The sequence below is a fragment of the Rhodococcus sp. KRD175 genome, from assembly GCF_017168275.1.
GTDB lineage: Bacteria > Actinomycetota > Actinomycetes > Mycobacteriales > Mycobacteriaceae > Rhodococcoides > Rhodococcoides fascians.
This window is the reverse complement of sequence record NZ_JABFAQ010000002.1, coordinates 195,228-210,075: the sequence shown is the minus strand read 5'-3', so window position 1 is coordinate 210,075 and position 14,848 is coordinate 195,228. Positions and strand designations below refer to the sequence as shown.

The 14,848-nt window shown below is 65.7% G+C and carries 13 protein-coding genes; 7 read left to right on the top strand and 6 right to left on the bottom strand.

All coding sequences use genetic code 11. The annotated features are described in order from the left end of the window. The first annotated feature begins 85 nt into the window (after positions 1-85). Positions 86-1,414: an RNA polymerase sigma factor gene (locus J1M81_RS01630; protein WP_032365052.1), complete on the top strand. Its 1,329-nt coding sequence runs from the start codon at positions 86-88 to the stop codon at positions 1,412-1,414. A 78-nt stretch (positions 1,415-1,492) separates the two neighbouring features. Here J1M81_RS01630 and J1M81_RS01625 read toward each other — a convergent pair whose 3' ends face one another. Next, a complete protein-coding gene (locus J1M81_RS01625; RefSeq protein ID WP_032370442.1) occupies positions 1,493-1,852 on the bottom strand; it encodes a DUF952 domain-containing protein in 360 nt (119 codons plus the stop codon). 71 nt (positions 1,853-1,923) lie between these two features. Further along, positions 1,924-2,853 carry a DMT family transporter gene (locus J1M81_RS01620; RefSeq protein ID WP_045841787.1) on the bottom strand — a complete coding sequence of 310 codons (930 nt, stop codon included), beginning with the start codon at positions 2,851-2,853 and terminating at the stop codon, positions 1,924-1,926. Between the two features lie 233 nt (positions 2,854-3,086). Here J1M81_RS01620 and J1M81_RS01615 point away from each other — a divergent pair, with 233 nt between their 5' ends. Beyond that, the gene (locus J1M81_RS01615; protein WP_027496884.1) at positions 3,087-3,281 is read left to right on the top strand and encodes a hypothetical protein; all 195 of its coding nucleotides are present in this window, start codon (positions 3,087-3,089) and stop codon (positions 3,279-3,281) included. Between the two features lie 148 nt (positions 3,282-3,429). Here the strand turns inward: J1M81_RS01615 and J1M81_RS01610 are convergent, their stop codons facing one another. Further along, on the bottom strand, positions 3,430-5,169 hold the full coding sequence (locus J1M81_RS01610) for a DEAD/DEAH box helicase (RefSeq protein WP_027496883.1): 1,740 nt from the start codon (positions 5,167-5,169) through the stop codon (positions 3,430-3,432). A 191-nt stretch (positions 5,170-5,360) separates the two neighbouring features. Here J1M81_RS01610 and J1M81_RS01605 point away from each other — a divergent pair, with 191 nt between their 5' ends. After that, positions 5,361-6,443, top strand: a complete 1,083-nt coding sequence (locus tag J1M81_RS01605; RefSeq protein ID WP_052057281.1) for a YihY/virulence factor BrkB family protein — start codon at positions 5,361-5,363, stop codon at positions 6,441-6,443. A gap of 38 nt (positions 6,444-6,481) precedes the next feature. Here the strand turns inward: J1M81_RS01605 and J1M81_RS01600 are convergent, their stop codons facing one another. Beyond that, positions 6,482-6,718, bottom strand: a complete 237-nt coding sequence (locus tag J1M81_RS01600) for a DUF3039 domain-containing protein (RefSeq protein ID WP_027496881.1) — start codon at positions 6,716-6,718, stop codon at positions 6,482-6,484. A 91-nt stretch (positions 6,719-6,809) separates the two neighbouring features. On the opposite strand from J1M81_RS01600, the gene J1M81_RS01595 reads away from it, so the two are divergent. The 3 genes from J1M81_RS01595 to J1M81_RS01585 all read left to right on the top strand — a co-directional run bounded on the left by J1M81_RS01595 (position 6,810) and on the right by J1M81_RS01585 (position 9,846). Further along, positions 6,810-7,178: a DUF3099 domain-containing protein gene (locus tag J1M81_RS01595; protein WP_027496880.1), complete on the top strand. Its 369-nt coding sequence runs from the start codon at positions 6,810-6,812 to the stop codon at positions 7,176-7,178. A 45-nt stretch (positions 7,179-7,223) separates the two neighbouring features. Beyond that, positions 7,224-8,705 (top strand): class I SAM-dependent methyltransferase, encoded by a 1,482-nt coding sequence (locus J1M81_RS01590; RefSeq protein WP_206497589.1) that lies wholly within the window; start codon positions 7,224-7,226, stop codon positions 8,703-8,705. A 169-nt stretch (positions 8,706-8,874) separates the two neighbouring features. After that, the gene (locus tag J1M81_RS01585) at positions 8,875-9,846 is read left to right on the top strand and encodes a sigma-70 family RNA polymerase sigma factor (protein WP_027496878.1); all 972 of its coding nucleotides are present in this window, start codon (positions 8,875-8,877) and stop codon (positions 9,844-9,846) included. A gap of 138 nt (positions 9,847-9,984) precedes the next feature. Here J1M81_RS01585 and J1M81_RS01580 read toward each other — a convergent pair whose 3' ends face one another. Then, positions 9,985-12,642: a bifunctional GNAT family N-acetyltransferase/acetate--CoA ligase family protein gene (locus J1M81_RS01580; RefSeq protein ID WP_027496877.1), complete on the bottom strand. Its 2,658-nt coding sequence runs from the start codon at positions 12,640-12,642 to the stop codon at positions 9,985-9,987. 64 nt (positions 12,643-12,706) lie between these two features. Further along, on the bottom strand, positions 12,707-13,975 hold the full coding sequence (locus tag J1M81_RS01575; RefSeq protein WP_206497501.1) for an acetoin utilization protein AcuC: 1,269 nt from the start codon (positions 13,973-13,975) through the stop codon (positions 12,707-12,709). A gap of 185 nt (positions 13,976-14,160) precedes the next feature. Between J1M81_RS01575 and J1M81_RS01570 the strand changes: the two genes are divergently transcribed. Next, positions 14,161-14,847, top strand: a complete 687-nt coding sequence (locus J1M81_RS01570; RefSeq protein WP_027496875.1) for a metal-dependent transcriptional regulator — start codon at positions 14,161-14,163, stop codon at positions 14,845-14,847. Position 14,848: the final 1 nt, after the last annotated feature.

Genomic DNA, 14,848 nt, shown 5'->3' with positions numbered 1-14,848 from the left:
GTACGCAGCCGGCCGAATCCGAAGACCTCTCCGCCGGAAACAACTCTGGCGTGACGCCGCACGACTTCGTCACGAAAGGGCGTACGTGGCAGCCACCGATATCCGTCAGACCGTAGATTCCGAACCTGGAACTGCGACACCTGAACCTGCTGTCAAGGCACCCGCCGCGAAGGCACCGGCTAAGAAGGCACCGGCCAAACGCGCCGCCGCCAAGAAGGCACCGGCCAAGAAGGCCGCAGCGAAGAAGACAGCAGCTCCCGCCACCGGCGATGACGTCGACGAGAGCACCCCGGGAATCGAAGACATCGACATCTCCGAAGGTGATCTTGCCGCCGCAGCGAACGATGTCGTCGAGGTCGTCGCCGCCGGCGACGACACCGAAGAAGACGCAACGAGCGAGCCGACCGCCGAGGACAAGGCGTCGGGCGACTTCGTCTGGGACGAAGAGGAATCCGAAGCGCTGCGTCAGGCCCGCAAGGACGCCGAGCTCACCGCATCAGCGGACTCGGTTCGCGCGTACCTCAAGCAGATCGGCAAGGTCGCCCTCCTCAACGCCGAGGAAGAGGTCGAGCTCGCCAAGCGCATCGAGGCAGGACTGTTCGCCGTCGAGAAGATGCGCGAGTCCGCGGAGAAGGGCGAGAAGCTCCCCGTCGCCCAGCGGCGTGACATGACCTGGATCTGCCGTGACGGCAACCGCGCCAAGAACCACCTGCTCGAGGCAAACCTCCGCCTCGTCGTCTCGCTGGCCAAGCGCTACACGGGCCGCGGCATGGCGTTCCTGGATCTCATCCAGGAGGGCAACCTGGGTCTGATCCGCGCAGTCGAGAAGTTCGACTACACCAAGGGCTACAAGTTCTCGACGTACGCCACCTGGTGGATCCGCCAGGCCATCACCCGTGCCATGGCAGACCAGGCCCGCACCATTCGTATTCCGGTGCACATGGTCGAGGTCATCAACAAGCTCGGACGCATCCAGCGTGAGCTCCTGCAGGATCTGGGCCGCGAGCCCACTCCGGAGGAACTCGCCAAGGAGATGGACATCACGCCCGAGAAGGTGCTGGAGATCCAGCAGTACGCTCGCGAGCCGATTTCCCTCGACCAGACCATCGGTGACGAGGGTGACAGTCAGCTCGGGGACTTCATCGAGGACTCCGAGGCGGTCGTCGCGGTCGACGCGGTGTCGTTCACGCTTCTGCAGGATCAGCTTCAGTCGGTGCTCGAGACGCTCTCCGAGCGAGAAGCAGGCGTGGTCCGCCTGCGCTTCGGCCTCACCGATGGACAGCCCCGCACCCTCGACGAGATCGGGCAGGTGTACGGAGTCACCCGCGAGCGAATTCGTCAGATCGAGTCCAAGACGATGTCGAAGCTGCGGCACCCGTCGCGGTCCCAGGTTCTGCGCGACTACCTGGACTGACAATCTTGTAACGACAAGCGACCGTCGATCTTCGGATCGGCGGTCGCTTCTCGTTGCTGGCGACTGCCAGGCTTTCGGTCAGAGCACGGGCGTCCCGAAATCCCCGGCGGGCCCCGGTCGGTACTCGACGGCGGCAGTGACGGCCTCGAGCGGTAGCGGTCCGTACAGGTGCGGAAACAGCATCGACTGCGGGTCGGACGGCACACCCGGCTCCCACTGCACCGGCGCACTCAACCGCGCTGGGTCCAGCGCCAGCAGCACCAGATCGGTGCGTCCTGGGAAGAGCCGGTTCGCGGGCAGATGCACCTGCTCGGGCGTGGAGAGGTGAACGAAACCCAGTTCGGCGAACGACTCCGGCGTGTACTCGGTACCGCCCCGGATTCTCGACCACTCCTCCGTGGTGCACAGATGTACGAGGACGTCGGTTCGTTCGGTCACACCGCCATTGTGCCGGGTTCTCGGGGCCTCGTGTCCCCTACCCCGCGCGTCCCCGAGCGGTGTCCTCGAAGTCAGGGCGGGGGCAGCGTGGGTGCCCCACCGCGCGTTCGGCCCGGCAGGCCGCCGAGCACCACTGCGGCGATGACGGCAAGGATTCCCAGGGACTCGAGCAGCGTCGGCACCTGGGTCAGCACCACGGCACCGACGACAGTCGCGGTCGCGGGCAGCAACGCCAACAGCAACGCGAAGCGAGCCCGACCCACTCGGACCAGGACGTACTGGTCGAGAACGTACGGAACGACGCTCGACAGCAATCCGACGCCCAGGCCCAGAACCCAGATGCGCCAGTCGCTCAGAACGTCGGTGTGCGCGAATGCGAACGGTGCGAACAGCGGCACGGCGAGAACCACCGATGCGATTCCGAAACCGGCAGCCATGTCGTCGAGCCCCTGCCCGGCGTCGGCCACGGACTTGCCCAGCACGATGTACGCCGCCCATAGAGCCGCCGAACCGAGCGCGAACGCGATTCCGATCAATCCCACCTCGCCGCCCTCGAACTGAGCCGACGCGATGGCAGCAACGCCGGCGACCACCAGAACGACCGCGAGTGCATCGGTGAGCTTCCGAGATCCTGCTGCGGCGACGACGATCGGGCCCAGAAACTCGATGGCGACCGCCGCACCCAGGGGCAGCCGAGCGATGGCCTCGTAGAACATCACGTTCATGCCGATGGTGGCCGCTCCGAACGCGGCGGCGGTCACCGCGCGTCGTACCGTCCATACGGATCCGGCACCGCCGCGTCGACGCCACGGCCTACGCCAGGCGATCAGGACGACAGCGGCACCGAAGCCCCGCAACCAGGCCACCGCAGCCGGGTTCACCGTGTCGAACAGGAACACTCCGATGGCCGCACCGACGTACATGCATACGGCACCGATCACGAACAGCGACGGGATACCCAGCCTCGAAGCGCCGGACAGCGAGAAAGAAGTCGAAGCCACACCGGGACCCTACTGCCGCCACCCGTCCGATTCCGTATCAGCTGTCAGCGAACAGGATCCACGGCGTTCCTGCTCGTAGGACATGTTTCGTGTTAGTGACAACACAAAGAAACGCGCTCGGGAACAACGCGTGACCGCCATACGTCTGACAGAGTGAACGAACCGCGCCATACCGACGCGGCGGACCGGCCCCAGGCGAACGGGACATACCCGCAAGCCAGTACGGAGGAGTCATGCCCGGAACATTGACCAGCCCACAATTGACAGCAGCGGACCGGTGCGACCGGTGCGGTGCAGGGGCTCGCGCGCGTGTCGTGCTCTCGACCGGTGGAGAGCTTCTCTTCTGCGGTCACCACGCCACCGAGCACGAAGCCCGCTTGCGTGAAGTGAACGCAACGGTGATGACCGAATCGGACTCCACGGTGTAACCCACCGACACGTCGGGGGACGCCAGTTCGCCACAGCTGTACCGATACAACTGCATCAACGCACGATTACAACGACGGACGGTCTCTGGACCGTCCGTCGTTGTCGTGTCACCGGCACAGTCCGCCGGCAGCACTCGTCCGTCGGGTGCTACATCTTGCGCAACTGCGCGATTCGCTCACCCAGCTGCTCCGCCGATGCCATCGCCGTCGGCGGGCCACCGCAGATTCGACGCAGATCGCCGTGAATGACGCCGTGCGGCTTCCCCGTCCGGTGGTGGTACACCGCAACCAAACTGTTCAATTCCCGCCTCAGGCCGGCCAACTGGCCGGCACTGGTGGCCCTGTCGTTGACGACGGCAGGCGCGGGGACCGCCGGGCCCGCAGCGGGTTTGTCGATCTGCTCCTGCTGACGCTGGCGAAGCAGGTCGCGCATCTGCGTCGCGTCGAGCAGGCCGGGGAGCCCGAGATAGTCGGCTTCTTCGTCGCTGCCCGAGAACGTCGCGGTCCCGAACGAGGACCCGTCGTAGATCACCTGATCGAGCTCGGCATCCGCGCCGAGGGAGGTGTACGCCTTCTCTTCCTCGCCCAGCTCGTCCTTCTGCTTGTTGGCGTCGGCCAGCAGCTCGTCGTCGAAGCCGTCCTTCTCGCGGTGGGGCTTGCCGAGAATATGGTCGCGCTGAGCCTCGAGCTGTGAGGCGAGGTCGAGCAGGACCGGTACCGACGGCAGGAAGACGCTCGCCGTCTCGCCCTTGCGGCGTGATCGCACGAAACGGCCGATCGCCTGCGCGAAGTACAGCGGAGTGGATGCACTGGTGGCGTAGACGCCGACGGCAAGACGCGGAACGTCGACACCCTCGGACACCATGCGAACGGCAACCATCCACCGCTGATCACTCTTGCCGAACTCGGCGATACGAGCCGAGGATGTGGGGTCGTCGGAGAGGACGAGGGTCGGCGTCTCCCCCGTGATCACCTCGATCAGCTTGGCGTAGGCCCGCGCCACCGTCTGGTCGGTCGCGATCACGAGACCACCTGCGTCGGGCATACCGCCCGACCGCAACTGAGCCAATCGTGTGTTCGCAGCCAACAGCACCGCAGGCATCCAGTCGCCCTGCGGGTCGAGGGCGGTACGCCAGGCCCGTGCGGTCTGCTCCGCATTCAGCGGCTCGCCCAACCGAGCGGTGTACTCCTCGCCTGCGCTGTCCCGCCACCGTGCCTCCCCGGAATACGCGAGGAAGACGACCGGGCGAACGACACCGTCGGCGAGGGCGTCGGAGTAGCCGTACGCGTGATCGGCCTTCGACCGCATCAGGCCGTCCTGATCCGGTTCGTAATTGACGAACGGAATGGGACTGTCGTCGCTGCGGAACGGAGTACCCGTCAACGCAAGGCGTCGGGTGGCGTCGCCGAACGCTTCGCGGATGCCCTCGCCCCAGCTCTTCGCGTCACCACCGTGGTGGATCTCGTCGAGGATCACCAGAGTCTTGCGGGCCTCCGTGCGCACTCGGTGCTTGAACGGATGCGAGGCGATCTGCGCGTAGGTCACCACCACACCGTGGTAGTCACTCGAGGTCTGCCCGGTCGAGTTGGAGAAGCGCGAGTCCAACGCGATGCCCACCCGCGCCGCCGACTCGGCCCACTGATGCTTGAGGTGCTCGGTGGGTGCCACCACCGTCACCTGATCGACGGTGCGGTGCGCGAGCAGTTCGGCGGCGACGCGCAGGGCGAACGTGGTCTTACCTGCACCCGGGGTCGCCACCGCCAGGAAATCCTTGGGCGAGGCGACGAGATACTTCGTCAGCGCGCGTCGCTGCCAGGCACGTAGCGGTGCCCCGCCGGCGACGGGCGCAGCCGTCTGATCGGTGGATGGTGGTGTGGGATCGAACATGTCAGCGCTCACTGGCCGCCGGTTCCTGGCATCGATGTAAATTCCTCGCGCTCTCGGTAGCCCTGCAGTGTCCGCCGAGGAGCCTATCGCTCCGTACCGACGGATCCCGCATCGCTGGGGTGATGTCGGACGCGACACGGCGCGTCGGTCGTTAGGCGAAGTCGGCATCGGTCAGGAATGCTGGAGGCACCATGAGCGAGTCTGCAGGCCCAACTCCCACACCGCCGCGATTGTCGGCGAGAAACCCGCTACGTGCGGTGTGGAAAGTGACTCTGCGCACGCTCGGCAAGGCCTGGGACGATTCGATCTTCAGCAAGGCCGCGACCGCCGCCTTCTGGCAGACGCTGTCGCTACCGCCCCTTCTGCTCGGGGTGCTGGGCAGTCTCGGTTTCGTCGGAGGATGGTTCGGCCCCAACACCGTCGACATCATCGAATCGAAGATCATCACCTTCAGCAACACGCTCTTCAGCAGCAGTGTCGTCGATCAGATCATCGCGCCGACCGTCCGAGACGTACTCGCACAGGGCAGTGGCGAAATCGTCTCGGTCGGCTTTCTGCTCTCGCTGTGGGCGGGCTCGTCGGCGATCTCGACGTTCGTGGACTCCATCGTCGAAGCACACGGGCAGGCCGACGCGCGAAATCCCGTCTGGCAGCGGTTCTTCGCACTGCTCCTGTACGTCGGCTTCCTGATCATCGCGGTGTTCGTGCTTCCGCTCGTCGCACTCGGACCGGTGTACGTCCAGCAGATACTGCCCGATTCGTGGCTGACCGTCGGCAGCGAACTCGTCGACTTCCTGTACTACCCGGCCGTCGGCTTGCTGCTGATCATCGGACTGACCACGTTGTACAAGCTGGCGTTGCACACGTCACTGCCCTGGCATCGTCTGCTCGGCGGAGCACTGCTGGCCGGGGTGTTCTTCATGATTGCCAGCGCCGTACTCCGCCGGTACCTGACCTGGGTCACCAGCACCGGCTACACCTACGGTGCGCTGGCAACTCCGATCGCGTTTCTGCTCTTCACGTTCTTTCTCGGCTTCGCCGTGGTCCTCGGAGCCGAGTTCAACGCGACGATCCAGGAGTTCTGGCCGGCCAGAGCAACCCGAATGGATCAAATGCGTGAGTGGCTCGCAGCGCAGGCAGCGGCGGACGACAAGCCGTCGGGACCGGTGACCGCGGTAGCGCGGCGTCTGGCCACAGGCCCGATCAAAGTCACAGGCCCGATCAAAGTGGTCGGCGATCGGCAGCGATCCGACCGGCCCGAACCGTCTCAGTGACGGTCGGGCCCGGCGGAGTCACCGTCGAACGTGAGCCGTCACTCGCCCTTCTTGAGGCCCTCGTAGACCTTCTTGCAGTCCGGGCACACCGGTGAGCCCGGTTTTGCAGACTTGGTGACCGGAAACACCTCGCCGCACAGCGCTACCACATGGGTACCCATGACGGCGCTTTCGGCGATCTTGTTCTTCTTGACGTAATGGAAGAATTTCGGCCGGTCATCGTCGGTGGTTTCGTCCGGAGCGATGTCGGGACGGTCCTTCGTCTGAGTGCTCATGAACACAGATTAATCCGTCGCCACACTGTGTTCGAACCGGTCGCACAGCTCGTCGTATGCAATCTGTGAGCGGTAGTGCCACAGTGGAGGTATGACGAGAACCCCAGGGTTCGACGGAAGCGCGTACAGCGACTCGCCGGATGGGCCCGTCCTGATCACCGAGGCGCAACAGTCGGTGGAAGAGCAGCACAAAGCGCGTGTCCGCAAGTACATGTTCATCATGTCCTTCCGCATACCGGCCTTGGTGCTCGCTGCCCTGGCATACGGAATGTGGATGAACCCATGGATATCCATGGCGATCGTCGGTCTGTCCATTCCGCTCCCATGGATGGCGGTGTTGATCGCGAACGATCGGCCGCCGCGCACCAAGGACGAAATGAGCCGGTACGACTACCGGACCATCGACAGTCCGGCCATCGAATCGAGCAATCACCGCGTGATCGAAGCCGGCGAGGACTGACAGGAAGCCGACAGGCGGTGCGACACTTGCTCGGTGAACGCACAGATTTCTCCGTCCCCACTGGTCGCTGCCGCCGCTGCCCTCCGTGAAGCCTTCGATCGCGCGGGCTACGACGCCGACGGCGTCCTGACGTTGCTGGGCTCCGACGCCCACGCCGCGCTGGGACGCAGCGAACCGGTACCGGTCCGCAACGCGAGCCTCGGCGGCGGAGATCTGGGCGTATTGGTGCGATTGTTCCTGCTGGTCGACGACTGCCCCGAGGACGAGGTCGCGGCCGCTCTCACACCGCTGACCGTCACCGAAGCCATCGCGGCCGGCATTCTCACTCGTACCGGATCCACCGTGCGCACCCTGCTCGACATCCGGCCCCTCGACGCCGGGCACGGAACCCGGTGGATCGTCTCCGATCCCGACGGCAGCATGCGCGTCGCCGACACGGCCACCGATCATGTGCTTGGCGTCGGCCAGGCGTCGCTGTCGTTGTTGCGCGGTACACCGACCTCGCCAGTGGACACCGTCCTCGACGTCGGGACCGGATGCGGCGTCCAAGCCGTCCACGCGTGCGACTACGCAACGACGGTCACCGCGACCGACATCAGCCCGCGTTCGATGGATCTGGCGGCAGCGACGACGGCCCTCAACGGTCTCGACGTCGAATTGCTGCACGGTTCGTGGTTCGAGCCGGTGGCCGGACGTACGTTCGATCGGATCGTCGCCAATCCCCCGTTCGTCGTGGGACGAGCCGAAGTACTGCACTCGTACCGAGATTCCGGCCTCGACCTCGACGGTGCGAGCGCATTGATGATCGCCCAGGCACCCGAGCACCTCACCCTCGGTGGGACTGCTGCCATCCTCGCGTCGTGGGTGCACATCGAGGGCGAGGACTGGCGTACGAGAGTGGCGTCCTGGCTTCCCGCCCACGGCGTCGACGCCTGGGTGGTCGAGCGTGACGTGGCAGACCCCGCTCTGTATGTGGGCACCTGGATGCGCGACGGCGGTTTGGACCCGCGCGACCCCGATGCGGCCGCGGTGGCCCAGTCCTGGCTCGATCATTTCGCCGCCGCGGGTGTCGAGGGCGTCGGTTTCGGGTTCGTCTATCTACGCAAGACGGACTCTCCGACGGATCTGCTCGCCGAGGAGTTGACGCACGGGTTCTCCGACCCGCTCGGGAACGAGTCGATCGAGTATTTCTCTCGGCTCGAGTGGCTCCGTGACAACGACATTCTCGACTCGGTACTGACTCTCGACCCCAACACCGCGCTCGAACGGGTGTTTCTTCCCGGCGACGAGGGCTGGGCTCCGGTGGCGATCCGTGTACACCGGGGAAACGGACCACAGTGGCAGCACGACGTCGACGATCTCGGTGCCGCGCTTCTAGCAGGCCTGCGTCCGGGTGGGCTCGCGGTGGGCGAACTGGTCGAGCTGCTCGCCGCCGCGCACGGTGAGGATGCCGACGAACTGGCGGGGCATGCGGTGACGTTGATGCAGGGTCTGGTGCGGCACGGACTCGTGTTGCCGGCTCCCTGAACGGACCTGGGGCTGCGCTGCCGTTCCCGCTGCGAACGTTCTCAGCAACTTCTCAGGACGGACCCGCCGTATTCCCTGGTCAGGCGGGTATCACAAGGATCGGCGTGGGAACTTATCGGAGCGTCCCGAGCGTTGAACCTGTGAGACACCACCGACCAGGAGGCAAGTCATGACCAGCCCCAGCACCACGATTCGTCCGCGGCCCACCGATGCCGATCTGGACGCCCAGAGCCCAGCAGCCGATCTCGTTCGCGTGTACCTCAACGGCATCGGCCGCACCGCGTTGCTGACGGCTGAAGAAGAGGTCGACCTGGCCAAGAGGATCGAGGCAGGTCTGTACGCCAAGCAGGTTCTCGAGAACACGAAACGGTTGAGCGCAGTTAAGAAGCGCAACCTGGCCATCATCGTGCGGGACGGAAGCGCGGCGCGCAGCCATCTGCTCGAAGCAAACCTCCGGTTGGTCGTCTCGCTCGCCAAGCGCTACACCGGTCGCGGAATGCCGTTGCTCGACCTGATCCAGGAGGGCAACCTGGGCCTGATTCGCGCCATGGAGAAGTTCGACTACGCGAAGGGCTTCAAGTTCTCGACCTACGCAACGTGGTGGATCCGTCAGGCCATCACTCGCGGCATGGCAGATCAGAGCCGAACGATTCGGCTCCCTGTCCACCTCGTCGAGCAGGTCAACAAACTCGCCCGGATCAAGCGGGAGCTGCATCAGCAGCTCGGACGCGAGGCAACCGACGAAGAGCTGTCGAGTGAATCGGGCATCGCAGTCGAGAAGATTGCGGATCTGCTCGACCACAGCCGGGATCCGGTCAGCCTCGACATGCCGGTGGGTAGCGACGAGGAAGCGCCGCTGGGTGACTTCATCGAGGACTCGGAAGCCACGTCCGCCGAGAACGCCGTCATCGCCGGGCTGCTGCACAGCGACGTTCGCGTCGTGCTCGGCACCCTCGACGAACGTGAACAGCAGGTCATTCGTCTGCGCTACGGCTTGGACGACGGCCAGCCGCGCACCCTCGATCAGATCGGCAAGCTCTTCGGACTGTCTCGCGAGCGCGTGCGTCAGATCGAGCGCGAGGTGATGGTCAAGCTTCGCCAGGGTGACCGCGCCGAGAAGTTGCGTTCGTACGCCAGCTGATTCCGGTTCTCCGACCGGTGGAGCGACGGTGACCACTCCCGTTCGCGCCATCCGACGCGGTGGCCGAACCGACGTTCTTTCCCCCTCGGGACGTCGGCTCGGTCGCCGCTTCTCTCGTTTTCGGCGTCACAGTCCTCGTCAACGCAATCGTCGGGGACCCAGGTCTGCCTTCGTCGGTTCGGGCCCGATTCGTACTCGCGCATCGGTGATGTATGCGCCGTCGGCGGATGCCAGCACCGGTTCGCAAGAAATCTCCCGGATGTCGGGAATGTCCTCGGCCAGCGCAGATATGCGCTGGACGAGGTCGATCAACGCACTCTTGTTGACCGGCACGGCGTTTCGGTAGCCCGACAACAGCGGAGCAGCCTTCGGCGCGTCGATCAACTGTGCCGCTTCGTCCTCGGTCAACGGCAGCACCCGGTAGGCACGGTCGCCCAACAGATCCGAGATCACTCCGGCCAGACCGAACGAGATGAGCGATCCGAACGACGGGTCGTCCTGAACCCGCACCACGCAGCCGATTCCCTTGACTGCCATGCGCTGGACGTGCAGTAGCGGCTCTCCGGATTCGGCCGCCAGGTTGCGGTATGCCACACGGACTGCCGAGGCGTCGGCGACGTCCAAGCGAACACCGCCCAGATCGGGCCGGTGCCGCCACCGCTTCCCCGTCGCCTTCACGGCAACCGGGTACCCCAGTTCGTCGGCCGCCGCGACGGCTTCGTTCTCGTCGGTGACGGCGCGGAACGCCACGACGTCGAGGCCGTAACAGGCCAACAGCTCGGCAGTCTCGAAATCCGACAGCCAGCGCCCTTGGCCCCCTGCCGAACGCCAATCCCGGACCAGCTGCTTGGCGCGATCGCCGTCGATGCTCTTGGGCCGAACCAGATTCGACACCGGCCGCGAGCGCCAGGACGAATACCGCCACGCGGCGGCGAGTGCCGCCACGGCTCGTTCGGGGCTCGAATACGACGGAACCGAGCCCCGAACCGGGTGCCCGCCGGGCCCGCGTACGGCCAGCACATCCGGAATACCTTCGGTGGCAAGGAATGTCGACAGCACCGGCTTGTCGGATCCCCGGACCGCATTGCCCAGCGCAGTCGCGAACGGCTCGACCTCGACCGCGACCGGGGGCACGAACACGACGATCACTGCATCGATGTCGGAGGCTGCCAGTGCCGACGAGACGGCCGCGGCAAAATCCTCGGGACCGGCCTGCGGTCCGACGTCGGTCGGGATATCGGCATGCAAGCCTTTGGCGCGAGCGGCGTCGACGGCCAGGACTCCCAGGGCCGTGGAGTTGCCCACGACAGCCACGCGCGGGCCGGCCGGCAGGGGTTGGTTGCCGAACAGCACTGCGCAGTCGAACAGTTCGGAGATGGTGTCGACCTGGATCACTCCGGCCTGAGCGAACAATGCTCGGACGATGGAATCGTCGATGTCGGCACCGATGGCGTGCGCGGGTGGTACGGCTCCGCGGCCGCTCTTGACCGCGATGATCGGCTTGCTGCGCGCTACCCGTCGAGCGATTCGGGTGAATTTGCGGGGATTTCCGAAGCTCTCCAGGTACAGCAGAATCACCTCGGTCGCCGGGTCGGAGTCCCAGTACTGCAACAGGTCGTTGCCCGAGACGTCCGCTCGGTTGCCGGCAGAGACGAACGTCGACAGACCCAGTCGGCGATTGGCTGCCTCGTCGAGAATTGCGATTCCGAGCGCGCCGGACTGGCAGAAGAAGCCGACGTTGCCCGGGGTCGGCAGATGCGGTGCCAATGTGGCGTTCAACCCGAACTCAGGGTCGGTGTTCGCGACGCCGAGCGCGTTGGGCCCGATCAACCGCATCCCGTGGGCACGAGCAGCGAGCACCAGTCTGCGTTCGCTCTCCTGCCCCGCTGGCCCGGTCTCGCCGAATCCACCCGACACCACGAGCAGTGCTTTGACACCTTTGTCCAGGCAGTCGTCGAGCACCGCGTCGATGGCATCGGCCGGAACGGCCGCGATAGCAAGGTCGACCGGGTCCGGGATGTCGTGCACCGTGGCGTACGCGCGGACACCGCGCACCGAGCGGTGGTCGGCGTTGACGGGGTACACCGGGCCCGTGAAGTTACCGGCGAGCAAGTTCGCCAGCACCGCGTTGCCCACCTTGGAGCTGTCGGTCGATGCGCCGATGACGGCGACCGATCGAGGGCTGAGTACGTTGCGAACGCTACGGGCCTCGGCTGCGCGCTCGCGAGAGTTCCGCACCGACAGCAATGCCTCGCTCGGATCGATGGCGAATTCCAGCCGCAGGACGCCGCCCTCGAAGGAACGGCTCACCTGATATCCGGCCTCCCGGAACACGGTGACCATGTTGCGGTTTTCGGCCAACACCTCGGCGACGAACATGTTGACGCCGTTCTCGGCGGCCGCACCCGCGAGGTGCTCGAGCAGGATGGGTCCGAGTCCGCGGCCCTGGTGGGCGTCGGCGACGACGAATGCAACCTCGGCCGAGTTGCCGTCGCCCTCGGGTAGCCGCTCGTACCGGCCGACCGCGATGATGTCGTCGCCCAGTACTGCAACGAAGGCCACACGGTCGTGGTGGTCGACAGTGGTGAAGTTCAGAACGTCCCGCTGCGGCATCGTCGGATAGGGGCCGAAGTACCTAAGGTATCTGGTGCGCTCCGACAGTCGTCCGTGAAAAGCCACGATGGCCTCGGAGTCCGAGGGCACGATGGGCCGCAGGTGCACGACGCCGCCGTCCGACGTCAGAACGTCGGCGACCCAGTGCCGCGGAAACTCTGTTTCCGCGCGCTCTCGCGCCAGTTCCTTGCTGCTCTTCTCGTCTGTCGCGGCGGCCTGTTCGGCGGCCGGATCGGTACCGGTGGAATCAGTCACGCGGGTCCTCCGGATCGAGTCCGAGCAGCGGAAACACTGCTCGACGAGTGGCGATGATGGCCGAGTCGACGCGTTCGAGTGCCCGGTCGGTGCCGTCCGTTCCGGCCAACGATCCGCCGGGACCGTCCCAGGCGGGATAGTCGACATCCCCACCGTCGCCCATGGTCTGGGGCAGATCCACGCTCGGTGCCATGGTTCTCACTCGTTCGCGCCAGGTGTCGGGTAGGGGTGCCATCGGATCGATTTTGCGGCCGAGGGCAGCGGCGATCAGGTGAGTCCAGGCCCGTGGAACCACCCGAACGAGGCCGTACCCGCCTCCCCCGACGGCCAACCACCGACCCTCCGAGTATCGGTCCGCAAGGTCGCGCATCGCCAGGAAGGCCGCGTTCTGCCCGTCGACGGTGAGCGCAAGGTCTGCGAGCGGATCCTCGCGGTGACTGTCGACGCCGCATTGACTGACGATGATCTGCGGCCGGAACGCTCCGATCGCGCCCGGAACGATCGCATGAAATGCACGGAGCCAGAGCCGATCCGCGGTACCGGGCAGCAGCGGGACGTTGATCGAGGAACCCTCGCCGCGTTCGGTTCCTACCTCCGTCGACCATCCGGTGTTCGGCCACAGTGTTGCCGGGTGCTGATGCAACGAGACCGTCAGCACCCGAGGATCACCGAGAAACGCTGCTTGGACGCCATCACCGTGGTGTGCATCGACGTCGATGTAGGCGATGCGATCGAACCCGTTGTCCAGCAACCACGAGATCGCGATGGCGGCGTCGTTGTAGACGCAGAAGCCCGAGGCCCAATCGGCCATCGCGTGGTGCATTCCACCACCGATGCTCACGGCTCTCCTGGCCCGCCCCGACGCGATCTCACGCGCGGCCGCCAAGGAGCCGCCGGTCAGCATCGCGCTGGCTTCGTGCATGTGCTCGAACACCGGGTTGTCGTCGGAACCGAGACCGTGGACGACGTCGTCGGGGTCTCGCAGGGCCGGACCCTGCGACGGCGCGCGCTTGACGGCCTCGATGTACGCGCTGGTATGAAAACGCAGCAGCTCCGAGTCCGGTGCCGCCGACGGTTCGACGAGCTCCACGCCCGCCAACACACCGAGATCGGTGGCGAGGGCCATCGTCAGATCGAGCCGCGTCGGGTTCATCGGATGGTCGTCGCTCCACCGGTAACCGAGATAGTCCGCACTCCACACGACGATGTCCTCGGGACGGTTCGGAATGGATACGGCGGCGCGTGTCGCCTGATCAGACATACGGACAAAACTACGTTGCCGCGCGGGATGGTGTTGCCGGGTTCCGGTGTTGTCTTCGGTACCCGGTTGTGACGCGCCACGGCGAGCGGCTTCCGGGGTTGTGATGCGCCGCGCCCGCCGCCATCGGGTGCAGCGCCGATTCAGAGCCGCTGACGGTAGGATCGAACCCGACGAAGGGGTTGAGTGTGAAGGATCTGGTCGACACCACGGAGATGTACCTCCGGACGATCTACGATTTGGAAGAAGAAGGCGTCATCCCGCTCCGCGCGCGGATCGCCGAGCGGCTGGAGCAGAGTGGTCCCACCGTCAGTCAGACCGTCGCCCGAATGGAGCGCGACGGTCTTCTGTCCGTCGCCGGCGACCGGCATCTGGAGCTGACCGAGAAGGGCCGCAGCTTGGCCGTCGCGGTCATGCGCAAGCACCGTCTCGCGGAGCGTCTGCTCGTCGACATCATCGGACTGCGCTGGGAAGATGTGCACGCCGAGGCGTGCCGTTGGGAACACGTGATGAGCGAGGAGGTCGAGCGCCGGTTGGTCACCGTGCTGAACAACCCGACGACCTCGCCCTACGGTAATCCGATCCCTGGTCTGGCGGAGCTGGGTCTGGGTCAGACGACACTGGCACCGGAGGCTCTCATTCGTCTCACCGACGTACCGCTCGGCGAGCCTACGGCGGTCGTCGTCCGCCGCTTGGCCGAGCACGTTCAGTCCGACCCCGAGGTCATCGCTCAGCTACGCGAGGCGGGCGTGGTTCCCGATGCCCGGGTTACAGTCGAAGCCAAGCCCGGGTCGGTGACGATCACGGTGCCAGGACACAGTGGTGTCGACATATCCGACGAAATGGCGCATGCCGTTCAGGTGAAGAAGGTCTGAT